General features: G+C 37.4%; 22 protein-coding genes. 12 read left to right on the top strand and 10 right to left on the bottom strand.

All coding sequences use genetic code 11. From position 1 onward, the window contains the following. Nucleotides 1-14: 14 nt before the first annotated feature. Together QM491_RS13640 and QM491_RS13635 are read left to right on the top strand one after the other, a co-directional pair. On the top strand, nt 15-542 hold the full coding sequence (locus QM491_RS13640) for an acyl-CoA thioesterase (protein WP_283328039.1): 528 nt from the start codon (nt 15-17) through the stop codon (nt 540-542). A 197-nt stretch (nt 543-739) separates the two neighbouring features. After that, entirely contained in the window at nt 740-1,261 is a 522-nt protein-coding gene (locus tag QM491_RS13635) for a hypothetical protein (protein WP_283328038.1), read from the top strand. Here QM491_RS13635 and QM491_RS13630 read toward each other — a convergent pair. Then, a complete protein-coding gene (locus QM491_RS13630; RefSeq protein WP_283328037.1) occupies nt 1,253-1,759 on the bottom strand; it encodes a hypothetical protein in 507 nt (168 codons plus the stop codon). The genes QM491_RS13635 and QM491_RS13630 overlap by 9 nt on opposite strands. A 35-nt stretch (nt 1,760-1,794) precedes the next feature. After that, entirely contained in the window at nt 1,795-3,714 is a 1,920-nt protein-coding gene (locus tag QM491_RS13625; protein WP_283328036.1) for a RecQ family ATP-dependent DNA helicase, read from the bottom strand. A 265-nt stretch (nt 3,715-3,979) separates the two neighbouring features. Here QM491_RS13625 and dacB point away from each other — a divergent pair, with 265 nt between their 5' ends. After that, nucleotides 3,980-5,284, top strand: a complete 1,305-nt coding sequence (gene dacB, locus QM491_RS13620) for a D-alanyl-D-alanine carboxypeptidase/D-alanyl-D-alanine endopeptidase (RefSeq protein ID WP_283328035.1) — start codon at nt 3,980-3,982, stop codon at nt 5,282-5,284. A gap of 82 nt (nt 5,285-5,366) precedes the next feature. Beyond that, entirely contained in the window at nt 5,367-6,164 is a 798-nt protein-coding gene (locus QM491_RS13615) for an alpha/beta hydrolase (protein ID WP_283328034.1), read from the top strand. 225 nt (nt 6,165-6,389) lie between these two features. On the opposite strand, the gene fabG is transcribed toward QM491_RS13615, so the two are convergent. From fabG to QM491_RS13600, 3 genes are all read right to left on the bottom strand, one after another. Next, entirely contained in the window at nt 6,390-7,127 is a 738-nt protein-coding gene (fabG, locus tag QM491_RS13610) for a 3-oxoacyl-ACP reductase FabG (RefSeq protein ID WP_283328033.1), read from the bottom strand. A gap of 210 nt (nt 7,128-7,337) precedes the next feature. Then, a complete protein-coding gene (locus tag QM491_RS13605; RefSeq protein ID WP_283328032.1) occupies nt 7,338-7,946 on the bottom strand; it encodes a porin family protein in 609 nt (202 codons plus the stop codon). Nucleotides 7,947-8,188: 242 nt separating this feature from the next. Further along, entirely contained in the window at nt 8,189-8,548 is a 360-nt protein-coding gene (locus tag QM491_RS13600) for a DUF6249 domain-containing protein (protein ID WP_283328031.1), read from the bottom strand. Nucleotides 8,549-8,887: 339 nt separating this feature from the next. On the opposite strand from QM491_RS13600, the gene QM491_RS13595 reads away from it, so the two are divergent. Further along, nucleotides 8,888-9,445: a Riean_0653 family protein gene (locus QM491_RS13595; RefSeq protein ID WP_283328030.1), complete on the top strand. Its 558-nt coding sequence runs from the start codon at nt 8,888-8,890 to the stop codon at nt 9,443-9,445. Here QM491_RS13595 and QM491_RS13590 read toward each other — a convergent pair. Then, a complete protein-coding gene (locus QM491_RS13590) occupies nt 9,442-10,326 on the bottom strand; it encodes a DUF4349 domain-containing protein (RefSeq protein ID WP_283328029.1) in 885 nt (294 codons plus the stop codon). The two genes, QM491_RS13595 and QM491_RS13590, sit on opposite strands and share 4 nt — an antisense overlap. Nucleotides 10,327-10,734: 408 nt before the next feature. Between QM491_RS13590 and QM491_RS13585 the strand changes: the two genes are divergently transcribed. After that, entirely contained in the window at nt 10,735-11,247 is a 513-nt protein-coding gene (locus QM491_RS13585) for a gamma carbonic anhydrase family protein (protein ID WP_283328028.1), read from the top strand. A 79-nt stretch (nt 11,248-11,326) separates the two neighbouring features. Next, nucleotides 11,327-11,722 (top strand): HIT family protein, encoded by a 396-nt coding sequence (locus tag QM491_RS13580; protein WP_283328027.1) that lies wholly within the window; start codon nt 11,327-11,329, stop codon nt 11,720-11,722. Between the two features lie 230 nt (nt 11,723-11,952). On the opposite strand, the gene QM491_RS13575 is transcribed toward QM491_RS13580, so the two are convergent. Further along, nucleotides 11,953-12,978: an NAD(P)H-dependent glycerol-3-phosphate dehydrogenase gene (locus tag QM491_RS13575; RefSeq protein ID WP_283328026.1), complete on the bottom strand. Its 1,026-nt coding sequence runs from the start codon at nt 12,976-12,978 to the stop codon at nt 11,953-11,955. 131 nt (nt 12,979-13,109) lie between these two features. Between QM491_RS13575 and QM491_RS13570 the strand changes: the two genes are divergently transcribed. Together QM491_RS13570 and QM491_RS13565 are read left to right on the top strand one after the other, a co-directional pair. Then, nucleotides 13,110-15,464: a S9 family peptidase gene (locus QM491_RS13570; RefSeq protein WP_283328025.1), complete on the top strand. Its 2,355-nt coding sequence runs from the start codon at nt 13,110-13,112 to the stop codon at nt 15,462-15,464. A gap of 66 nt (nt 15,465-15,530) precedes the next feature. Continuing rightward, complete coding sequence (locus QM491_RS13565) at nt 15,531-16,226, top strand: DNA alkylation repair protein (protein ID WP_283328024.1); 696 nt, start codon at nt 15,531-15,533, stop codon at nt 16,224-16,226. A 211-nt stretch (nt 16,227-16,437) separates the two neighbouring features. Here QM491_RS13565 and QM491_RS13560 read toward each other — a convergent pair whose 3' ends face one another. From QM491_RS13560 to QM491_RS13550, 3 genes are all read right to left on the bottom strand, one after another. Continuing rightward, a complete protein-coding gene (locus tag QM491_RS13560) occupies nt 16,438-17,631 on the bottom strand; it encodes a porin (RefSeq protein WP_283328023.1) in 1,194 nt (397 codons plus the stop codon). 281 nt (nt 17,632-17,912) lie between these two features. Beyond that, nucleotides 17,913-18,746: a DUF2490 domain-containing protein gene (locus tag QM491_RS13555; RefSeq protein ID WP_283328022.1), complete on the bottom strand. Its 834-nt coding sequence runs from the start codon at nt 18,744-18,746 to the stop codon at nt 17,913-17,915. A gap of 103 nt (nt 18,747-18,849) precedes the next feature. Next, nucleotides 18,850-20,301 (bottom strand): inorganic phosphate transporter, encoded by a 1,452-nt coding sequence (locus tag QM491_RS13550; RefSeq protein WP_283328021.1) that lies wholly within the window; start codon nt 20,299-20,301, stop codon nt 18,850-18,852. Between the two features lie 298 nt (nt 20,302-20,599). Between QM491_RS13550 and QM491_RS13545 the strand changes: the two genes are divergently transcribed. The 3 genes from QM491_RS13545 (at nt 20,600) to hemB (ending at nt 25,178) form a co-directional block, all read left to right on the top strand. Further along, nucleotides 20,600-23,026 carry a TonB-dependent receptor gene (locus QM491_RS13545; RefSeq protein ID WP_283328020.1) on the top strand — a complete coding sequence of 809 codons (2,427 nt, stop codon included), beginning with the start codon at nt 20,600-20,602 and terminating at the stop codon, nt 23,024-23,026. Between the two features lie 11 nt (nt 23,027-23,037). Continuing rightward, nucleotides 23,038-23,991, top strand: coding sequence for a DUF4249 family protein (locus tag QM491_RS13540; protein ID WP_283328019.1), 954 nt, complete (start codon nt 23,038-23,040; stop codon nt 23,989-23,991). Nucleotides 23,992-24,209: 218 nt separating this feature from the next. Further along, the gene (gene hemB, locus QM491_RS13535) at nt 24,210-25,178 is read left to right on the top strand and encodes a porphobilinogen synthase (RefSeq protein ID WP_095161222.1); all 969 of its coding nucleotides are present in this window, start codon (nt 24,210-24,212) and stop codon (nt 25,176-25,178) included. The last annotated feature ends 355 nt before the right edge of the window (nt 25,179-25,533 follow it).

Raw genomic sequence — 25,533 nt, 5'->3', positions numbered from 1 at the left:
GAGAGCAGACGGCAATGTTTAAATTAGACCCAAATAAAGAATATCCTAAAAAGTTACATTCGAAATCATTAATCCGTTTTCAGGATTGTGACCCTCTCAAGCATTTGAACAATGCTAAATACTTTGATTATTTTTTCAATGCTCGCGAAGATCATGTAGCAGAGGTTTATAACTTTGATTATAACGACTATTTCGAAAATAATCATACATCTTGGGTCGTTTATAATCATCAGATTGGCTATGTGTCGTCGGCAAGAGTTAGCGAATGGGTAACGATTATTTCATCAACAATTTATTATAACGAGGACACTCTAGTAACAGAATATGTGATGACAGACGAGCATTTGCAGGTATTAAAGGCTGTTTTGTGGACAACTTCCAAGTACATAGATGTACATACTGGAAAGAAAACGCCACATCCGCCTGAGGTAATGGAGTTTTTTGAAAAAGTATGCCTTGATGGAATTAATTTTGAGCATACTTCATTCAATGCACGTATCAAAATCATTAAGCAGGAGTTGAAAGAAGGGTGGTTTGTCTAGATAAGGAGTAATACTGCATTGCAAATGTAAAAAAATGAGTCTAAGACCAAGTCGTGAAACTAGGAATGTTAACCAAGAGCTGAAAGAAGGAAAATTTATTTAATAGAATTCATTAATTGAGCTTTTTCGGAAATTAAAAACGCAGTAACTATATCAATCAAAATAAGTCCTTTTGCTAAAAACGCTTAATTTGGATTATGAAAAAAATCTCTTTCTTATTCATTCTATTGTTGACTTTTGTAGCGAAAGGTCTCGCACAAGATCGTTTGAAAACGCTTACAGAAGAGCGTCAGGTTTTGTATAGTAAATACAAAGAATCTGAAAGCCAATCTTCGGGTATATTTGGCAATCGTACCAAAGATGATATGCAAAGTTCAATTGAGGCTTTGAAGGAGATTATGGCAAAGGATAACGAGATTTTGGACGAGCTGAATAATCTTAGCGAAAAATCAAAATCTGATTTTACAGAGCAATACAATGATTTGATTCAGCAGAATAATGAGCTTCGTGAAAAAAATCGAGAGCTTACCGAATTATCAGAACGCCATAAAGGATGGTCAAAAGAAAACCACACCATTCTGGAGTCTATAGAAGAAGAAAAGACCTTTACGTTGTCAATCTCGGCGGTTGTTGCCTTTTTGTTGATTGTTTATGTGATTAAGTTTTATACACTAAAATCAAAATACAACGAATTGAAGAAACAACAACGCTTAGAATAGTTTTTTCCACCCATAGCGAATCGCTAATAGCACAACAATAAATCCGACTACGATATAGTGAAATGGAATGTAGGTAATGGCATAAATTCGTAGTCGGTCTATAAACCACAAAATTCCTATCAGAGCGGTGAGTATAGTCATAAAGCCCGATAATCTACCTAATTCAGGAACAGCTTCGAAAGGGATTTTCCACTTGATTAGCATCAGCGTGATAGCCATCGAAACAATCGGCAAAATCTGAATAATCAAATTCATTTGCCAAATACTTTGTCGCTCAAATAAGAATAAATACACATCTAAAGTCAAGGCAAATATCCCTGGAATACCAATCATATAAGCCAATACCATATAGCTATAACGAGTCAGAACTGAAGGGCCGTTGACTGGATTAGTTTGCCATAATCCTATCAAAAATGTAATAGCAGGCACAAGTAGTAAATAATACAAAAGCAAATAAGGATTTTGACTGATACTGTCAAATAGTTGTTGTAACGTCATGGATTTGTTGGTAAGAGGAAAAGAAAAATGAAAAACTATACTGATAAATTTCCTTCCGAATCTACACTAATTTGTTGATTCTCTATCATTTCTCGCACAATTGCTTTGAAAAAATCTGCGCTGTTAGGCTGCATGATTTTGAGTAATAATTCAGGCGACATACTGCCGTTGCTCAACAAAGCTTTTACCTTTTCTTGTGTTTGAAACTTGTATTGTAACTCTTGCTGGTAAGTACCTTCTTCTCGTTTTTTCTTGATACAAACATCACAAACACCGCAAGTGGCGTCGGTATGTTCGTCGAAGTATTCCAAAAGCAGTTGCGTTCTACAGCGTTTTTGGTGCTCGATATAATGTTTTACGGCTAAGGCTTTTTGTACATCATACTCACGTCGTTGTTCAATATCCTGAACTTGCAAAGGCAATTGTTGTGCATCATATCGACCTGTCAAAAATGTGAGTTGAGGTTTATCCTTATGTTTGTCGTACTGAATAATTTCAAACTTTTCAAGATTAGATAAAAGCAATTCAACTTCAGCTTGTGGAGCCGAAAACACCTTTGAAATAGTAGCCTCCGAGATATTGAGATAACCTGTAAAAAGTTCTCCACCATACATTCTCAAAAGTAACTTGACAAAAGTATCATATTTGGGGTTTCGTAATTGAAAATCATACAGTTGACGATTATCTACCGAAAAAGTAATACGAGAGGGATGATGAACCGCTTCAGAAAGCGTAATAAACCCTTGATTTTCTAGAATTTTAAGGGCGAAATAAGTGTCGGGTGAAGGCAAATCAAATCGTTGTTGGAAAGTCGACAAGTCCAAATCATAGCATGCAAATTCGCCAGCACCTACTGCTAATTGAAAATAATTGCCCAAACACTGATATACCCTGCGAATCAACTGAATAGGAGGATATTTCTGCGCAGTATTTACTTCTAAATTTTGAATATCTACTTTATCATACAAAACGGTCGCAAAAGCCTTTTGTCCATCGCGCCCTGCACGACCAGCCTCCTGATAATAGGCTTCGAGTGTTTCGGGCAAATCTAAATGTACCACCAAACGCACATCAGGTTTATCAATTCCCATCCCAAAAGCATTGGTTGCCACCATCACACGAACTTGATTGTTAATCCATTGTTCTTGCTTTTGACTACGTTCTTGCGCACTTATTCCTGCATGATAAAAAGTAGCTGATATACCAGATTTTTGAAGAAATTGAGCCACTTCCTGCGTTTTCCGACGATTACGGACATATACAATGGCCGTTCCTGCCACTTTTTGAAGCATAGCTACCAGACGTGCTATTTTGTTTTCTTCATAAAGCGTAGAATAGGATAAATTAGCCCTGGCAAAACTCTGTTGAAACACTTGAGGGTTTTGCATGGCGAGCTTTGCCAAAATATCTGCTTTTACCTCTTTAGTTGCAGAGGCAGTCAACGCAATAGTACGAAGTGTGGGGAATAACTGTCGAAATTCGGCTATTTTCAAATAAGGAGGTCTAAAATCATATCCCCATTGCGAAATACAGTGCGCTTCGTCGATAGCTAGTAAGCATAACTTCATGGCCTTGACTCTTTCGAGAAAAAGAGAAGTCTGTAGTCTTTCTGGAGAAATATACAAAAACTTTACATCGCCATAAATACAATTATCCAGTGCAATATCTATTTGATTTCGGTGCATTCCAGCATATATCGCCACCGCCGAAATACCTCTTCTACGCAATTGTGCTACTTGGTCTTGCATCAAAGCAATCAACGGCGTTATGACCAAACACACGCCTTCCATTGCCATAGCAGGCACTTGAAAGCAGATAGATTTTCCGCCTCCTGTAGGCAACAATGCCAAGGTATCGTTACCTGCTAAGACAGACTGAATAATGTCTTCTTGTAGGGGACGAAAAGAGCTATAGCCCCAATATTGTTGAAGTATTTGATGAATCGGATATTGCATTCGTAAAAGCAGGTGTCAGATGTTGATAGTGGATAACTTCAGCAAAAGTATAGTTACCGTAGCCAAATGTCAAGTTTCGTTCGTATATCCAAGACTGTGGCAAAGACAGAAAGAAGTATCTGTTTTTTTCTTATATTTAAACTTTTGTAAAAAGTGTTATTGTTTAACTGTATTTCTATTATCGGAGCATGTTAAAATCGAGTATTCTGGATAGTATCAGAAATACTTTCATTTTCTATCTCCATTTTATTTTTAACAACAAACTATGAAAAAACGCTCAATAATAGGACTTGTGATAGGATGTGTTATTAGCTTGACAGCATGTCAGACTAGCAAGTTGAGTAGTAAAAAGTTAGGAAAGTTATTATCCGAATCTAGTACATTTTCGCAGAATCATACAGGCTTTGTTTTATACGATTTGTCAGAACAAAAGGAGGTTTTTAGTTATCAAGGAAATCGTTATTTTCAACCTGCTTCTAATACTAAAATTTTGACCTATTATGTAAGTCAGCAAACATTGGGCGACTCGCTACCTGCTTTAAAATATGCAGTCAATGCCGATTCTTTGATTATCTGGGGGACAGGTGATCCCAGTTTCTTGAGTCCAAGTATGCCAGCGTCAAAGGTGTTAAGTTTTTTGAAAAATAGTCCACAAAAAATCTATTTCTCTGCCAATAACTTTACTGGAAAACACTACGGGCCAGGCTGGGCATGGGATGACTATAACGATGATTATGCCTCAGAAATCAGCCCTTTGCCTATTCATGGCAATGTAGTCGGTTTTAAGGCAAGTGGTAATGGATTGTTGGCAAATCCAGCCTATTTTCAGGATAAAATTGTAAGCGTCAAAAGTGCTAATAATTTTGGTGTGACTCGTGTTGAATCAAGTAATACTTTTGAAATACCTCAAGGAAAAGCACCCAAGGCTAATTTTGAGCAAGAAGTACCCTTCAAAACCTCAAATACATTAACGGCTGAACTATTAGCGAGTGTTGTGGGAAAACCTGTAACGCTCATCGATGCACCTCTTCGTAGCAACGCACAAACCATGATGAGTTTGCCAGTCGATACCGTATTTGCTAGAATGCTTCACGTCAGCGATAATATGATGGCAGAGCATCTGATGCTGATGTGTGGACAAATTTTGGCAGGAGAATTGAATGTAAAAAAAGGGATAGAAAAGGCTAAAACCAATTATTTGAGTAAACTTCCTGATGTTATAACATGGGTAGATGGCTCAGGGCTTTCGAGATATAATATGATTACGCCAAGAGATTTGGTGATGGTTTTGCGCCAAATGTATCAAGAAGTGCCACAGGAAAAGTTGTTTAAAGTTCTGCCTGCTGTAGGACAATCTGGCACGCTCAAATCGCTGATGCCTAAAACAGACAAACCTTTTATTTTTGCCAAATCGGGCTCTTTTAGTAATAATTATAACCTGAGCGGATATTTGGTTACCAAACAAGGAAAGGTACTTTGCTTTTCTTTAATGAATAACAATTTTGTAAAACCAATGTCGGAGATTCGTAAAGAAGTGGTGAAAATTTTGACAGAAATTTACCAATATTGAAGCTATTTATGACTTGTGAGTTGGTATTGGATTTAACTCTCATATATACTATTAACAGGAAACTTTCTTAAGACTAACTACTATGAAAAAATGGTTTATTGTTCTTCTTGTCGTATGTTTGAGCCAAAAGCTATTCGCTCAAGAGACGCTTTATTTCAATCCGATTTATGTACCTTATGCCGATACAACCTTAGTATTTACGCCGAAGGAATATACTCGTAATCCTAATAAGCGTTTTCCTATGGTGTATCTTTTACATGAGCAAGGAGGGAACTTTAAACAATGGAGTAACTTTCTGAATGTTCAAAAATATGCAGATGCTTATGGTTTTGTCATTGTTTGTCCCGACGGCTTGAATGATTCGTGGTATATCAATAGCCCACGGAAAGCTACGAGTAAGTTTGAAGATTTTTTCTTTAAAGACTTACATACAACCATGATGGAAAAATACCGAATCGATACTGATCAAGTATTTATCACTGGCGTAGGTATGGGTGGCTTTGGAGCAATGTATTTATTTTTGAAAAAGCCTGATGTTTTCCGTTCTGTAGGTAGTTGTGCAGGTATTTTGGATATGCAAAACGAAGTAGATAATACTCGTTTGAGAACACTATTAGGCAATACAGATTTTGAAACCTTACGCAATCTATCGATTATGAGTAATATTGATAAGTTTGTGAGTACCCAAAAAGAAATCATTTTTGACTGTGGTATCGACGATCCTCAATATGAAAATACCAATTTTTTCAAAAAACGTTGCGACGAATTACGTATCCGAGCAACCTACGTATCGCAACCCGGCAAACACGATAGAAGCTATTTTCAAAAAGCTATCCGCTGGCATTTTGATTTCTTCAAAAGACTCGCAAAAGACAACTAATTGAGTGAGGAGTTTTGAGTGAGGAGTTAGGGAGGATTGGGGATTTCAGATGTTGGATTGCGGAAGTGTAATCTACTTTCTTCTAGAATATTTTGCAATATTTCCGAAAACAGCAATCCCAAATACGAAATTGTTTGACAATCAAGTACTTTTTTTGTCTAAAACTCAGGGCAACCTATTTTAGGCAAGGACAAAGGACAACTCCGCACTCAAAACTCAGCACTACTAGGAGGCTTGTCCTCCGTTTACGCCTAATACTTGACCGTTTACGAAGCTGGCTTCTTCCGAAGCAAGATATAAATAAGCGTAAGCAATATCCTTTGGGTCTCCCATACGTTTGAGTGGGATTTGGCTAATCATAGCTTTCTGGACTTCTTCGGGCATGGCCTCTGTCATTTCTGTTCTGATAAAACCTGGCGCTACGGCATTGGAGGTAATACCATGCTTTGCCAATTCCTTTGCCCAAGTTTTTACCATACCAATCAACCCTGCTTTGGCTGCAACATAATTAGTTTGTCCAAAGTTACCATGAACTCCTACTATCGAGGAGGTACAAATAATTCTTCCATATTGTTTTTCGACCATATAAGGAGCTACGGCTTTGGTACAATTAAAAACTCCGGTAAGGTTCACGTCAATGACCTGTTGCCATTCGTCATGTGACATTTTTAACAGTGTTTTGTCGCGTGTAATACCAGCATTATTGATAAGAATATCAATTTTTCCAAAGCGATCAAAAACCTCCTTTGTTGCTGATTCAATACCACTAACATCCGTTGTACTTACTTTCATAAACTCACACTGATATCCTTGAGAGCGAAGGTTTGCCGCAGTTTCTTCACCTAAGTCTAATAAGTCCCAAATAATTACGGTAGCACCTTCTCGACAGAATATCTCTGCCGCTGCTTTTCCGATACCCCTAGCGGCACCCGTTATAATAGCAACACGATTTTGTAATCTCATAAGTTAAAATAGTTTTAAGTAATTGCTTCAATTCATAGCTGATAGACAAATTAATTAAATTTTTACAAAAAAAGCCCCTTGTTTCGTAAAACAAGAGGCCTAGCCAAATATAAAGAGAATTGCGGATTGAGAATTTTAAAGAGGTTTGAAAGAGAAATATCTTAAAAAGTTTTTATCAAAGTATGGATTATAATTCAGAAAGCTAGGTATTTAGTTTTTGCCAAAGCTAAAACTCACATATACTTGAGCTGAGGTGTTTTTAATAGTAAGATAGTCAGATAAATTATTGTTATTATCTATTTGGAAATCCTTGTTGACATTGGTCAAGCCCAAGACATAACGTCCTCCTAAAGCAACTTTGTCAGAAACTTTGTATTCCAAGCCACCAGCAAGCCCTAAATCAATATCTTTGAAAAGACCGTTGTAGTTGACTGAGAAAAATCCGTTTCCAATACCAATTTTTGTATTTGTCAAATAACTTACTTGCGGACCAGCTAATAAAGAAAGTTCTTCGGTAACAGGGAATTTTAATAAAATAGGTAAAGAAAGATAGTGCATACCAATCGAGCCTACACTACCAATCTTGAAGCCTTGTTGTGAATAAATAAGTTCGGGTTGAATTCCTATTTTGTCTGAAAGCATTAAATCTTGCAATACAATACCTGCATGAAAACCCGCTTTACCATCGATTATATCAACAGGCTCTGGTGACATGATAGCATCAGAATAAGTGAACCCTCCTTTGAAGGAAATTTTTTGAGCATTAGCAAACGATACTACACTTAATACGATAGCTAGGGAAGCAAGTAGTTTTTTCATATTAGAAAAGTTAAATTTCTTGAAAGATGCGTTTAATAAATTATGTACTTATAACGGCAAAGCCTTCCGAAGGTCTCATAACAAAATGTTAATACTTGTTAAGGTTTTGTTAATGCTCAAAAAAGACTAATAAAAAAGGTCTTAGCATTATGTGCTAAGACCTTCATAATCATTTTGATACCGTTTAGAGGCTTATTTTTTGTTTTTTCAGAAAAAAATAAAAAAATCTGTGCGTATGTCGTTTATTCTTCCTTGCGTTGCTGTTTTTCATTTATCTTCATCTGGAGAAAATAAGAAGACAAAAGTCCAATTCCACCAAATACAAAAATCATAGAGAAATACGCTACTTCGTCGTTAAAGCCTAAACTTGTTTCAAGGAAATGTCCAATTAACAAGCCCAAGCCAACACCGATGGCCAACAAACCCCAACGTAGAGAATTGGCAGGATTGATATTGATAGACTTACTTGGAGGTACCATTCCTTTGGCAATCATTGCCATTTTTTCGTCGTTGTCGAATTTTCTTAAAAATACAATCATCGTAAATAAGCCTACTGTACTAACGATTGGTATTAAGAGCGCAACCATTCCTTCTGAAACCATGTCTTTATAAATGTTTTAGTTGTTAAAATCTTTTTTCGTCTCAGGCACCGTCATTGCTAGCATTTATGTCGGTGTTTGCTGATTATTTGACTATAGGATGAAGGTTTCAGAAGAAAGGTTACAGGGGGAAGGAAATTTTTTTGTGAATTTGAAAGAGGAAACAGGCACAAAGGGAGTTTTGAGTTTTGAGTGCAGAGTGCTGAGTTGTCCTTTGTCCTTGTCTAAAACTAAGGACAACTCAGCACTCTGCACTCTTCCCTTGTGCCTGATCCCTTTTAAAATAAAATTTAACCTACAAATAATATTGTTTTTTCCGAGAAAATTCTAAATTTGAGTTATATGAAAAAATTGTACTACATATACATTTGGTTGGGACTTTGCTCGCTCTGTAGTTGCGAGATAAACGACTATGTAGAACCACAAGCATTGCCCGATGCTACGCATGAGGGTTTACAAACTTTTGGGACTAAAATCAATGGAAGTTTGTGGGTGCCATTTCAGAAATATCGTAATAGCCCTAATTTTAAACCTGCGCCTGTGATTTGGGGAAAACTACAACAACAAACCTTACGGATTGCAGTAACAAATCAACAAACGCTCGAATCTATTAGCTTGATGGTAGGCGAAATACATGGTGTTGGGACTTACCGTTTTATGAGCTATTTTCCGAAAAATGCCTTGGAATTTACACCCTATGCAAGTCTATATCAGCGCTGTGCCAATGGCGATTGTTCGCAATATGTGGTTTGTAATACTTGCGAAAACAAAGTAAATATTACGTATTGTGACACGACGAGAAAGATATTTTCAGGAACGTTTGAGGTAACATTCCAAAAAAAGGATAGCCCTTTTGAGAGAGTTACCCTTTCTGATGGTCGTTTTGATATAAGAGACTAGATTGCTTTTTTCATCTTTCTAAATCCCCAGTACACTAATCCTCCCAATATTAGTAACATCCAGAATCTAGTAAAGAATAAAATTAGGTCTTGAAATAAATACCAGCCTTGATTTACGCTTTCGATTAAACTAACGCCAAAATTTGGTCTTTTAAAAGCTTCACTTTCAAGATTAGCAATCACTTCCCTATGTACTTGTGCAGGCTGATAGATATGTATATTGATGGTACTGTAGGCAACTTGGTCTTTCAACGCTAAAGTCTCTATCTGGCGAGTGTCCGCTTGCGATTGTATATTATAGAGGTTTTCGGTAGCAGGAGCCGTTTCCTTTAGGTTTGTTCCTTTCTTGATTTCCTGATTGTATTTCTTTTCAAAATGACTAAAGCGACTTTTCCGTACCTGACTTGCTAGTAATTCCAAACTAACATCGTTAGCACCAATTGATTGACTTTCCATGAACAATACATAAGGTTGTAAAGCTATTAGAGCCTCGTCAAAATATATAGTAGGTATGCGCAAGGTAATTTGATTGGAAAGCTCAAAGGTTTCATTTTTCATCAAGGAGTCTTGACTGATTGCTACATCTTGACTACTAATTACATTCGAACTCATAGTTGAGTTTGTCACAAATCCTCCCCATTTTTTGGTCAGTTCAGTAATATCATTGGTCGTTTTTTGAACATCTTTTACTCTAAAATTAAGCTGGGCTGTTCTGACAAATTGACGTTTGGCAGGCAAAGCAATGTCTCCTTCCATAGTACCCGAAGCAGAGTCTAAAGCTGCTGCTTCATACGATTCTGCTCCCGACTCTGATTTGTGCTCGGCACATGATACTAAGCCTACAGCAAGGCTTATGGTGCTAATAATGATGTACTTTTTCATAGTTGTGGAAATGGTTGTTTGGAAAAGGTGAACTGGTAGAAATATGTTAAAAACTTGATTTATTCACTTAACGTGGAGTGAGATTCTATTATTTTGAATAATTAAAAAATAATTAAAAAAATATAAATCAGTTTTTAATTATTTGGTTAATGAGTTAGCACCAAAATAAAATTTAATTGGTGTGCTTTAGGCAACAGGCACTAGACAAAGAGTTGTGCTTGTCTAATGCCTACGGCTTACAGCCTAAAGCACAAAATTATTTTCAATATTCCGAGAGTTCCTGATTTTATCAAAGCCGAAATGGGAGAGTATTAGAGATATACCTTAACTTGCGGAGGAAAGTGTAGAGATGAGATCTAGTGTGATTAGTAATTTTATTCAAAACTATTTTTACATAACAAAACAAAAATGGCACTTATTAAACCAGTAAAAGGTGTTTCGCCAGTATGGGGCGAAAATTGTTGGATTGCAGAAAATGCAACGATTGTCGGAGATGTAAAAATGGGCGACAACTGTACCATTTGGTTCAACGCTGTGGTGCGAGGCGATGTCAATGCGATTGAAATTGGGCATAACACCAATATTCAAGATGGAGCAGTAATACATTGTACCTACCAAAAGACCAAAACGATTATTGGCAATTACGTTTCGATAGCGCACAATGCTGTGGTTCATGGTTGTGTGATAGAAGACCAAGTATTGATTGGCATGGGAGCGATTGTTATGGATGGTGCCGTAATAGAATCGGGTTCAATTATTGCCGCAGGTGCAATTGTTACACAAAACACTCGCGTACCAGCAGGCTCAATTTATGCAGGTAATCCTGCCAAATTATTAAAAGAAGTATCACCATCAGCAGCGGAGGTATTTATGCGTACAGCCAATAATTATTTGATGTATGCCGAGTGGTTTAAAGAGTAAAAAAGTTTACTTATGAGAATAGGTAGATTGAAAACAGATATTATTCCTTGATTCCTAATAACCAAGAACAATTATAGAAATGGCAACTATTTTCACAAAGATTATTAATGGCGAGATTCCTTGCCACAAAATTGCTGAGGACGAAAACTATCTAGCTTTTTTAGATATCATGCCTTTGGCAGAAGGACATACTTTGGTAATTCCGAAAAGAGAGATTGATTATATTTTCGATATTGAAGACGAATTACTATCAGGCTTGATATTGTTTGCTAAAAAGATTGCACCAGCTTTATCACAAGCGTGTCCGAGTAGACGTATTGGCGTGTCGGTGATTGGCTTAGAGGTACCTCACGCACACGTGCATTTGATTCCTTTGAATAACATGAATGATATTAATTTTACTCGCGAAAAGCTCAAACCAACACAAGAAGAGCTAATAGCTACTGCCGAGAGGATTAGATCATTTTTGAAATAGCACTTTGCTTTCTTACCTTTGTTGGCGTTATCTCTAATAAATTTGCGAAAGCGTATATAGCTCCAACTAAAGCATAAAAAAGCGGTCGAAAAATGTTTTTCGACCGCTTTTTTATGCTACCGTGCTCGATATGACTTGGCTTAAGACGTAAAGTATTACGTCTCTACAGCAAGAATATTAATCTTTTTAAAAAATCACTCAACCACTCAATCATAACTCACTCAATTTTTCTACTTCAAGAAGGTTCTCAAAGTCATAATCTCGTTGGCAGGGATAGCTTTTTCGTATAAAATATTGTAAACGGCATCGATAATTGGCATCGATACATCGTATCGTTTGTTGACTTGGTGAATACTTTTTACTGCATAATAACCTTCGGCTACCATATTCATTTCGATTTGGGCTGATTTGACAGAATAACCACGTCCAATCATATTACCGAAAGTACGGTTACGAGAAAACTGCGAGTAGGCAGTTACTAGCAAGTCACCCAAATATCCAGAGCTATGAAGGTCACGATAAGGGTCGGGATAAACAATGTCTAGAAAACGTTTGATTTCTTGCATAGCATTAGAAACCATCACTGCTTGGAAGTTATCGCCATAACCTAGCCCGTGAGTAATACCACAAGCCATGGCAATAATGTTTTTGATAACAGCACAGTACTCTACGCCATACAAATCACCAATAGGATTGGCCTGAATGTAGCGACAACTCATAAGGTTGGCATAATCCTGAGCCACATGAAGATTAGGCGATGCAATAGTCAAATATGATTGTTTTTCAAGGGCAACTTCTTCGGCATGACAAGGACCTGCAATAGCAGCAAGCATATTTTGAGGAACCCCAAATACCTTTTCCATCCAGTCTGTAACCAGCATATTTTCCTCAGGAATCATTCCTTTGATGGCAGAAACAATCTTTTTACCAGCAAAATGATTACGGTTAAGGTTTTTGAGTGCATCGGGAATAAATGCCGCAGGTACAGCCAAAATCACGTATTCGACACCATTGAGGGCATCGTGCATTTTATGATAAGCACGCACCTTACGAGGATTCAAAGGTGCATCGGTTAGGTAACTAGGATTATGATTGTATTTTTTGATAAAATCCACATCCGATTTGCGTCGCAACCACCACTTGATTTTAACGTTGTTTTCCGACAAAATCTTAATAATTGCTGTAGCCCAACTGCCACCACCCAATACTGCGATTTGAGTGGGCAAATTTTTCTTAAAAGCTGGAATTTCTGTCATGGGAGTAAAGTTACATACTTCTGTGATTTTTGGAGTTATGTGATTCCGAGGTTTTTTGCTAATTTGTTATGCGTATTGGCAAAATGACTTGCCTCACAACATTTATCTCAACAATTAACGCTTCATCTTACATGAAAAAAATCTATTTATTTCTTTTTGCTTACCTCTGTTGTTCGATGGCTTTCGCCCAAAAACTGAGCATCGAAAGTATTATGCAAGACCCCAAGAATAGTATCGGGAGTTTGCCTTCCAATATTTTCTGGTCGGAAGATAGCAAAACTATTTATTTTAACTGGAATCCTGATAAAAATAAGGCAGACTCCCTGTACGGATTATTAGTTTCTGACAAAAAAATCTTCAAAGTATCTCCTAGCGTGCGCCGTGGACTGCCTGCTGCTTTTGGCGTGTATAGCAAAGACCGTTCTAAGAAAGTATTTACTCGTAATGGAGATATTTTTTTGATGGATACCCAAACACAAGCAGTACGCCAGATTACAAATACTTTGGAATATGAATCTGATGCGGAGTTTTCAGGAAAAGAAGATAAAATCATTTTTACTAAAGCCAATAACCTATTTAGCTTCAATCTGTCTAATGGTGAAATCGTCCAGCTAAGTAATTTTATTGCAGGTGCAAAAAGACCAGACGCTAAGCAGAGCGAACAAGATAAATGGTTGAAGCAAGACCAGTTATCGATGTTTGAAATTTTGAAAGAACGTGCTGATAAAAAGAAAGAAGGTGAAAAAGTTAGTAAAGCCGATTTGCCAAAACGTCCAAAGGAATTTTATCTAGATGAAAAACGTATCGATAACCTCGTTTTGAGCCCTGATGGTAACTATATTACTTTCCGATTGGTAAAATCTGCTACTGGAAGTAAATCTACGATTGTTCCAAATTATGTGACAGAATCAGGATTTACCGAGGATATTCCTGCTCGTACCAAAGTAGGGGCTCCAGCAGCGAGCTATGAGTATTTTGTCTATCAAATAGCAAAGGATACCATTCTTTCTATTCCTACCAAAGGTATTGAAGGCATTTATGACCAACCCGCTTATTTGAAAGACTATGCCGTAAAAAAAGATACTTCTAAAGCCAAGAAGCCAGAGGCGAGAATGGTACTCATGAGCGGTCCAGTATGGTCTGAAGATAGTAAATACGCTGTCACGGTGGCGCGTAGTACTGATAATAAAGACCGTTGGATTTTGAAGTTTGACCCTATTACCCTCAAATTCGAAACCATCGACCGTCAACATGACGAGGCATGGATTGGTGGGCCTAATATCGGTTTTGGTACAGGAAGCTTAGGCTTTTTAGCAGATCAAAAAACCTTGTATTTTCAGTCAGAAGCCGATGGATACTCGCATATTTACACAGTTGATTTGTCGAATAATCAAAAGAAACAATTGACAAAAGGAAAGTTTGAAGTTCAAAGTTTACAACTTTCAAAAGATAAAAATTTCTTTTATATCACTACCAATGAGGTACATCCAGGCGAGCAACATTTTTATAAAATGTCAGTTGCAGGTGGTGAGCGTACTCGTTTGACCAAACTAGCAGGTTCTAATCAAGTAGTACTTTCGCCAGATGAAACCAAATTGGCTTATTTGCATTCAGAAAGTACCAAACCTTGGGAGTTATATCTGCAAGACAACTCACCCACTGCAACGCAATTGACACAATCAACAAGTGAGCATTTTAAGGCATACAAATGGCGTGACCCACAGGTATTAACCATCAAAGCTAGAGATGGCGAAGATATTTATGCGCGCTATTATGAAGGAAAAGGCGCAAAGGGTAAAAAGCCAGCGGTAATTTTTGTACATGGTGCGGGGTATTTACAAAATGCACACAAATGGTGGAGCCAATATTTCAGAGAATATATGTTCCATAATTTCTTGGTAGACAATGGCTATGATGTATTGGATATTGATTACCGTGGTTCAGCAGGCTATGGTCGTGATTGGCGCACAGGTATTTATCGTTTTATGGGTGGCAAAGACCTTACCGACCACGTAGATGCTGCTAAATGGTTGGTAGAAAAACATGGAGTCGATGCCAAAAAAATCGGTATTTATGGCGGTTCTTATGGAGGATTTATGACATTGATGGCATTGTTTACTACTCCAGATACATTCAAAGCAGGAGCCGCTTTGCGTCCTGTAACTGATTGGGCGGCTTACAACCACCCATATACGGCTAATATTTTGAACGAGCCTCAAAAAGACTCTATTGCTTATCGCCGTAGCTCGCCGATTTATCATGCAGCAGGTTTGAAAAATAGACTATTGATTTGTCATGGTATGGTCGATGTCAACGTTCACTTCCAAGATGTAGTTCGTCTTTCACAAAGATTGATTGAGTTGAAAAAAGAAAATTGGGAGTTAGCAGCCTATCCAATGGAAGACCACGGTTTTGTAGAACCAACTTCTTGGATGGACGAATACAAGCGCATTTTTAAACTATTTGAAGAAGAGTTGAAAAAGTAATATCTATAAAAGAGAATAGGCACGCAGTTGGGTAGGTATTCTCCTTGACATAATCATAATTTAATCATGCAGGTACTTGAAAAATTAGCTTCTTTACAAAACCCTGAGAGGGCAAAATTGATGGCTCGATATTTTAAAACGGGCAAAGGTCAATATGCTGAAGGGGACACTTTCTGGGGATTGTCGAATCCGCAAGTGAGAGGAGTTGTAAAAGAGTATTACAAAAAGGTATCTATTGAGGAGGTTACTGCAATGGTCGAGCATTCGATACATGAAGTGCGTGCTTGCGGATTACTTATGTGGGTAGAGCAATTCAAGAAAGGTTCAACGATACAGCGTTCTCGTATCGTTGAACTTTATCTGAGTCATTTGGACTATATCAACAATTGGGATTTGGTCGACCTTACGGCGCATTTTATTCTAGGCCCTTGGTTGCTCGACAAAGACCGTGATATTTTGTACGAACTAGCACAACGCAATCATTTGTGGTCACAGCGAGTGGCCATTATCACCTGTTTTGCTTTCATTCGAAAAGGACAATTTACGGATGCTATTCATCTCTGCGAAGGTTTTATGACGCATCGTCATGACCTTATTCACAAAGCTACAGGGTGGATGCTTCGAGAAATAGGCAAGCGAGATGAGCTAGTATTAAAAGAGTTTTTGGATGAACACGTTTTAGCAATGCCTCGTACCATGTTGCGCTATGCCATCGAAAAGCTACCCCCAGCCGAGCGAAAAGCCTATCTTCTCGCTAAATAATAGCGAATATATAGCTTGGTTTATAAACATGAGTCATCCCGAATTTTTTGGATTGGGATTGTACTCCAAGTCTTTATCAAAAAAGCGGTCGAAAAATATTTTTTGACCGCTTTTTTGATGCTATATGTATAAGAAGGATACATGTTAAAAATAATCACTCATGCACTCAATCATCAATCACTAAATATATTTTTTCCCATAACTCCAACTGCTAGAAATTAAATTGTGCTTGCAATCTCAATAAATTACCTATTTGATGATTGTCTGGGAGGTTAGCATCTTCGTAAATTCTATTTGAAATGGTATAAGTAGCCGTAAATTCAAAATAGTTTTTTAGTTGCCATTCAGCACCAATTTCCAAGTCTTTTACCAAGTAGCTACGAGCATCGATTTCATGTTTTTTTCCTCCATTATAATATTGATACTTGATAAATGGCGTAACAAAATTATCATTGACCTTTTGTCTCCACATTACCTGAGCATAACCTCCATGTAGATTTCTCACTTCGGTCGTCATTGTTTCAGGATTAAATTCTGGTCCTTGTCCCACATTATATTCAGCTTGAAAACCCAAAGGTTGTGGATACACGACCACCGTTGCACCAACACGTCGGTCGGTAAAGTCAGAAACTGTAGCTTTATTTTTCGTGTTTTTTTCAATCACATACTTACCTGTATATGCCTGCAAACTTGTTTCTATAATTTGTCCGTTCTTCAACTGAAAAGGATAGGTAATTCTTGAAACTACATGTGGCTCGTTATTAGCTTCGGTTCTGTTGGAGTTTTGTCCATTATAAAAACCCAAAGCAAATACCCCATAATCGCCACTTCCTTTGAGTCCCGAGGAAACCAAATAAGCAAAACGTTCACGAATTTTGGCTGGTGCCCAGTAAAAAAACACGCCCAAATCACGTTCGTTAGAAACAGGACTATTGGTAGGGTCGGCTCGGTCGAGCGAAAGGCGGTTTTGAGAAGATTGCATATTTTCAAAACCATAAGGTACTTTGCTTTGTCCAAAGCGCAAACGATATTCTTTTTTGGCGTCAAGCGCCAAATCAAAATATGCATCACGGATTTGTAGGGCATGTTGGAAACTACCGCTTACATTTGAAGCAAAATCGGGCTGGACATAGATATACAATCTTTCAGATACATCACCCGAAATAATTACACGTCCACGACGGATAAAGAAACCTCCATTTTCGCCCCAAGACCTATCACATTGCTCGCATTTGAGTTTTTCGTTGGTTTCTAATAAACGATTGTAACGTACTTGTGCATAACCTCTAATCGAGATTTTTTCATACCATTTCTTTGGTGCTACTGTTTTCTCTGAACTTTGAGCCAGTGAGATAGTAACATTGCATAAAATAATAAGGTAAACAAGGACTTTTGACGTTTTCATAAAACTTGAAAATCCTACCGTAAAGACATAGCAATGCCATAGAATTGAGCTCCAGTTTTTTAATAAAACAAATGCTAATTCACCAGAATTGCTGATTTTGCCTATAATTACTTACTGTAAAACAATAAGCAACCATACACGAAAATAGATTTCGATACGGGAAGAGAATAAAATTAATTGTATGTGATTTGTGGTAAAGGAGCTATAGGTTTAGGCAACAGGCTGATAACCAGATAGCGTTATCTCTATTGCCTTACCTATAGCTTATAAAATTCAATTGCTTACTTTTTACTAAATAATTGCTCAAAATTGCTAATTGCTAAATTGAGTTGAAGAATATTATTAATCTCAACATTGTCTTTATTAGCGTTGTTGAAACGGAATACTGTTTGTTGCATATAGCCTGCTTCAAGTGCCAAAAACTTGTTGAATTTATAGCCAATACCTATTAATACACGGTTTTGATCCAATAAGTTGATGTTCGAAACCTTTTCACCTGTATTCACAAACACTTCGTCATAAGCTTGTGCATAAAGCGTTTTATCATCCATTTTAGCATGGTTGATAGGAAGTGTCATCTTTACTTGATAGCGGAAACGATTTTTGAAAGTAGCATTTGTAAAGTCTCCACCATATAAAAAGCTCTTGTCGTCGATACTTTGATTTTGTCCTAACCAACGAAACTCATAACGAAAACGGTTGTCGATACGTAAACGACCGATATTTTGAGTCAAGATAACCTGTGGTGATATACGATATTCTGAAAAGAAAGCGGAAGGAGAGCCATTGCTGAAGCGATTGGAACCAATCCAGCCAAATGGCATTAATGAAAATCTTACGTTTGGATTAAGTTGAAAATGCACCCATGGACGAAAAACGTGCTGATTAAGATTATGATAAGGGTTTCCAGTAGTAGTACTTTCATTGTAATCCCCTTGCATATCTTGGCGACGTTGTTGATTTTCCAACTGCCAAGTGAATTTTCCTGCAATTTTTCCCGAAATATTTAAGTCTGTCCAACCATTAGAAATATGATAATAACTTCTTGGACTTTGGGAAAAAGACAAAGCAGTAGCTAATAACGACAAAACTGCCGTCATGATAAACTTTTTCATAAATTTGGATTTTCTATATTGGTAGTATATGTTGAAATTCAATCTTGTACTAAAAGAGTCTCATGGTTTTCAACGACCATGAGACTCTTTTAAAAATGATGGATTAACCAATAATCCAACGGAAGAATACAAATAATGTAGCAGATAAAAGAATCGTAACAGGCAACGTTAATACCCAAGCCATTACGATGTTTTTCACTGTACCACCTTGTAAGTTTTTGATACCTTTTGAAGCTACCATCGAACCAGCGATACCCGATGAAAGTACGTGAGTAGTAGATACTGGCCATTTGTAAGCTGTTGCCAAACCGATTGTGATAGAAGCAACCAACTCAGCCGAAGCACCTTGAGCGTAAGAAAGGTGTTGCTTACCGATTTTTTCACCGATAGTTACTACAATTCTTTTCCAACCAATCATTGTACCTAAGCCTAATGACAATGCAATCATCCACATTACCCAAGCTGGAGCAAAGTCTGTTAATGATGAAAGTCCTTTGTTTGAGTTTCCGAATGAGAAGAAAGGAGCTTTTTCACCAGCAGTAGCTTTTTTCAATTCTTTTTTGTCGTCAGCGCTCAAACTTACAGCGTCACTTTCAGACAATTTTTTTGTATGCTTATTAATGGCTAAAACATCTTTACGAATCTCTAATTTTTTCTCAGTAGACAAATGGTTAATTAATGATTTGTCTGTCAAAATTGTATTCAAAGCTACAGTAGCTTTCATTACTTTCGTATAACTTTCTTTTTCTGTTGAAGAAAGTTTATTAGTATCAATTTTGGCAATAACCGTTTGAACTTTCACTACTGCACCTTGCAATTTAAAAGGGTCAACATCGGTGTTGATCGCAAAATAGCTTGGCAAGAAAGCAATCAATATCATCATTACAAGACCGATACCTTTTTGACCGTCGTTACGTCCGTGGAAGAAACTTACCAATGTACAAGTCAAAAACAAAATACCGCGAATCCACATTGGAGGAGGAGTGTCTTTTTTCGGTTCTTTGAAAATCTCTTTGTTCGCAACTGATTTTTTCAAAATGTACATAAATACAATTGCTACAGCAAAACCAAACAAAGGAGACAACAAAAGTGCCTGACCAATTTCGGTAGCTTTATCCCAGTTTACTGTTGATAAACCAGCTTTATTTTCAGGTAAAAGAGCGTATCCAACACCGATACCAATGATTGAACCAATCAATGTGTGAGAAGAAGACGCAGGAATACCGAAGTACCATGTTCCTAAGTTCCAGATAATAGCGGCACCTAACATGGCTAGGGCCGTGGCCATGGAGTGATAGACGTTGGGGTCTATAAGTAGCTCCGTGGGTAATAATCCAATGATTGACATCGTTACACCAACACCACCAGTCAACAAACCAATAAAGTTCATAAAACCAGACCATACAACGGCTTGAGTTGGCTTCAATGAGTTTGTGTAGATAACAGTCGCAACGGCGTTAGCTGTATCGTGGAAACCATTAACGAATTCAAAAGCACAGGCTAAGAATAAGCAAAGGAAAAGAAGAATGAACAAGGACGTATCTAATCCGAACATAGTTTTTGTGAATTAATTATATGATATAAGAACGTACGCGTAAAAAGGAATTTTTGAATTAGTGAATCAGGTATTTTATCGTTTTTCTTATATCTCAAGTATTATTAAGACTTTTCATATTGGTAATTATCGCACAAAAGTAAAAATACTTATTTACGTCAATGTTAAGGAATTGTTAAATTTGGTAACATTGGGATAATTGCTTGATATTTAAGATTTTGTTGTAATTTTTCCAAGTTTGGATATTACTTTGCTGATAAATATAAACTAAATACCTGTATCACCACCACGAACCTGCATGAACAAACCCATAGGATTGCTATGTCTTCTTTTGTCTACATTACTGCTGTTTGACACCTCAGTAATGGGGCAAAGTGCTTCAAAAATTACGATCAGTGGCTATATCAAAGAAGCTGGAAGCGCCGAGTTGCTCCCAGGGGTGCATGTTATGCTAAAGGGTACTCGTATTGGGACTCAAAGTAATAATTATGGTTTTTACTCCTTGAGTTTTCAGGCTCAAGACAGCATTGAGGTAGTTTATAGTTTTGTAGGCTATCAGGTTTTTTCTCAAAAAGTATATGCAAAATCAAAATCGGTTACCATCAATGTTGATTTGAAACCTAGCAATCAAGATTTGGAAGAGGTAAAAGTTGTAGCCAATAGCATTGAGCAACAAAAGCTTTCGGAGCAGGTACAGATGTCGCAGATTTCTATTCCGATTCAGCAAATCAAAGAAATACCTGCCTTTATGGGTGAAAAAGATGTGCTAAAAGTACTTCAACTGATGCCTGGCGTACAAAAAGGGTCAGAGGGCAATGCGGGTATCTATGTGCGTGGTGGTGGACCCGACCAAAACCTGCTGATTCTGGACGATGCTCCTGTGTATAATGCCTATCACTTATTTGGTTTTTTTTCGGTATTTAATGGTGATGCCCTCAAAAGCGTTGAACTAACCAAAGGTGGATTTCCTGCCCGTTTTGGTGGACGACTTTCATCGGTAATCGAAATGCAAATGAAGGAAGGGAGTAAACAAGATTATCATGTAGAAGGTGGGATTGGCTTAATTGGTGCAAGAGTAGTGGCCGAAGGCCCTATCGATAAGCAAAAACGTTCTTCATTTTTAGTTTCTGCCAGACGTACTTATCTGGACATTTTGACTCAGCCGCTTATTCCTAAAGAGCAAAAAGGAAGTCGCTATTATTTTTATGATTTCAATGCCAAATTGAATTATGATTTTGGACAAAAAAATAGACTGTTCTTAAGTGGATATTTTGGACAAGACAAACTCTATGTGAGAGATATGCAATTGCAATCTAAATTAGAATCGTCTATAGAATGGGGCAACCAAACAGCCACTATTCGTTGGAATCACCTCTATAGTGATAATCTATTCAGTAATCTCTCTTTGATTTATAGTAAATACGATTTTACGACATCAAGTTTACAGTCAAATCTCGATGCGATAGGTATCAATAATTTCAGTCTGTATTATTCTTCTGGTATCCGAGACCTTGGTGCTAAGTTTGATATTGACTTTTTGCCTAACCCTATTCATACTCTCAAAGCAGGAGCCTTAGCCACTATGCATCGTTTTACACCATCTGCCATTGAGTTACAAGACGACGTTGCTTCTCGCTACAAAGATGCCGTCGAAAATATCGATGCGCTTGAGTTAGGTATTTATCTGGAAGATAATTATAAGCCTCTCCCCAATTTACGATTCAACATAGGTTTACGCTATTCGAGTTTTAGTACTTCCGAAAAAGGATATCACAACTGGGAGCCTCGTGGGGCTATGGCATGGACGCTGCCTAAAGACTGGGCTTTGAAAGCATCATATGCCGTGATGAATCAATATATTCATTTGGTGTCAAACTCAGGTGCAAGTTTACCAACAGATTTATGGGTGCCATCTACCGATTTGATAAAACCGCAGCGCTCGCAGCAGGTAGCCTTGGGTTTTGTCAAAGATTTCCCTGAGCGACAGTTTAGTATTACGTTAGAGGGTTTCTATAAAACCATGAATCAAATCGTGGCATTGAAAGAAGGTAGCTCTTTTATTCTGAATGGAAGTATTCAACGCTTTACTCAAACCAAAACACAGGAATCTCCATGGGAAAGTAATATGACCGCAGGCAAAGGGCGTTCTTACGGAGCTGAGTTTTTATTACAGAAAAAAACAGGCAAGTTTTCAGGCTGGATAGGCTATACCTTATCTTGGATTTTTCATCAGTTTGATGAGTTAAACTTCGGGAAAGAGTTTTATCCCAAATACGATCGTCGCCATGATTTGTCATTGGTGGGTATTTACCACTTAAAACCAAATGTTACCTTGTCGGCCACTTGGGTATATGGAACAGGCAATGTATTTACGATTCCGATTTCTACTTATGAAGTTTATAGTCATATCCCAGGTTTGAATCAAACTGGCGTAAATCAATACTATAACAATGCCCGTGAAATACCTGATTATCGCGAAAGAAATAATTTTCGTGCACCACCTTATCATCGCTTAGATGTGGGGGTACAATTTCATAAAAAAATGAAAAAAGGACATACCCGTACTTGGGAGTTTGGCGTGTATAATCTTTACAATCGTAAGAATGCCTATTTCTATTCTTTCAAAAGCACCTATAATACTACAACTGACCAGACGACTAAATCTTTGGCGCAGTATGCTTTGTTTGGTATTATACCTTCTGCTACATATAGTTTCAAATTTTAATCTAACAGACCATGAAATTCTTTCAATTTTGGCAAAAAATAGTTGTGGCAATAGTGGCTCTGTTATCACTTAATTCTTGTGAAACTTTGGTCAATGATATAGCTCTTCCTTTTGAAGAAAAACTGGTATTACAAAGCTTTATTTGTCCACAAGATACGATGATTGAAATCTCTTTGACCACCAATCAACCTGTGATTGGTGTTATCAACGAAGGTGAAGACCGTTATCCTGTATTAAAGGATGCTGTGATTACGCTTTCGGACGGAACAAGAACCGTGACAGCTAAATATCAACAAATTACCTATCTCGATTATATCGAAATAGATAGCACAGGTCATTATAAAGAAAACTTTTTAACGAAAGATAGATACGTTATTTCGACCAAAGATATTCCAATAGTAGGAGGTACAACGTACACCATGATAGCCAAAGCTAAAGGGAAAGAAGTAAAATCTCAATGCACTGTACCTACTCAACGAGTGCAACGAACGGCTATTAATCCATCATTGACAACAGGTTATGACCGAAATAATAAGGCTTATCCCGCCCTTATTGTACGTGTATTAGACTTTGCAAGTACTGTCAATTACTATGCTGTGGGTGCATTTTATTATGAAAATATGAGGGTATTAGATGCTCAAAATCGCTTTGTGGTAGTTCGTCGTTTTGTCAATAGTCGCCAAGAATATATGACCGACGCTGGACAAGATGGAATGACCTTGGCTACGCAGCCTATGCTGCTCAATGCCACCAACGATTTGAATGTAGTAAGTCGAAATGTTGAAATTTATGTAGCAGTGACAGATTATCCTTATTATCAGTTTAATATCTCGGTCGATAAAGTACGTCGTAGCGGACGAAATCCATTTTCCGAACCTGTACTTACTTACACTAATGTGGAGAATGGCTTAGGCGTATTTGCTTCTTATCAACAAATTAGAACGGCTGTAACAGTAATAAAATAATGATGTGAATAGTGAATGATTAATTGTAATGTAGTCGTGAGGCATAGAACTCAAATAGTATATTTTACCAAAATAAATTTTAAAAAAGACTCCATCTCTTCTGTACAAATCACTCATTCATCCATTCACTCAATGACTAATTCCTTACCTTTGTGGCACTAAAACTTATGAACGTAGGTTTTTTCAATAAACGCTAGTATAAACGCTAGCTTGAAAGTATGCTAAGAAGACCAAGAAGAAATCGTCAGTCTTCGGCTATCCGTGCAATGGTCGAAGAAACAACAGTCTCAGTCAATGATTTGATTTATCCTATGTTTGTCATGGAAGGTCAAAATCTGACAACCGAAGTAAAATCTATGCCGGGTATTTTCCGCTACTCACTAGACAAATTGCTTGATGAATTAGCGGTAATACAAGATTTAGGTATCCGTTCTATTGCCTTGTTCCCTCAAATTCCTGAAGCGAAAAAAGATAAATATGCTACCGAAAGCCATCGCCAAGGTAATATTTATCTCGAATCAATTAATGCCATCAAAAATGCTTTTCCAGAAATCTGCATCATGTCAGACGTCGCCATGGATCCATACAGTGCAGATGGTCATGATGGTATTGTCGAAAACGGACAGATTCTCAACGATGAATCATTGGAAGTGTTGGCTAAAATGGCCGTAGCGCAAGCTGAAGCAGGTGCCGACATTGTTGGTCCATCAGATATGATGGATGGACGTATAGGATATATTCGCGAAGCATTGGACGACAAAGGCTTTATCAATGTAGGAATCATGGCTTATTCGGCCAAATATGCTTCTGCTTTTTATGGTCCGTTTAGAGATGCTTTGGATTCAGCACCTAAATTTGGAGATAAAAAAACTTACCAAATGAACCCTGCCAACATACGTGAAGCGTTAGTCGAAGCTGAGCTAGACTACTTGGAAGGAGCAGATTATTTGATGGTAAAACCAGGGTTGGCATACCTTGACGTTATCAAAACCTTGAACGATAATTTCAATATCCCAATTGCAGCCTATAACGTATCAGGCGAATATGCGATGGTAAAAGCCGCTGCTCAGAATGGTTGGTTGGACGGTACTCGCACGATGGTTGAGTGTTTGACTTCGTTGAAGCGTGCAGGTTCAAAAGTAATTTTGACCTATTTTGCCAAAGAATATGCTGAGTTAGTGAAATAATAGTGGGCTTTAGGCATTAAGCTCTATGCAGTAAGCTAAATGTTTTAATATCTTTCTTTAGAAGCCATAAACATATTTTGCCGAGCGCTTATAGCTTAATGCCGAAAGCCTGATAAGGCAATATCATTTTACTTTATTATCAACTACAAAGCCTCTCACCAGAGGTAAGAGGCTTTAGTCATTAACCTTTTCTATTATTTGATATTTTTAAGTTTTTGTCACTTCTCAGATGCAAGCATAAGCTTTTCTAAGAGATTGTTTTTTTTAACAGAAGAAAATTGCAAAGCGTACCTTGCTTATAAATTTATGTAACAGTAAAATTCTATACATTCCCAAAATCCTTTGTGCCTTCTCT

Origin of the sequence: Flectobacillus longus, from assembly GCF_030056705.1 — a bacterium.
In the GTDB taxonomy this organism is placed as follows: Bacteria; Bacteroidota; Bacteroidia; order Cytophagales; family Spirosomataceae; genus Flectobacillus; species Flectobacillus longus.
This window is presented reverse-complemented; position numbering and strand designations above follow the sequence as displayed.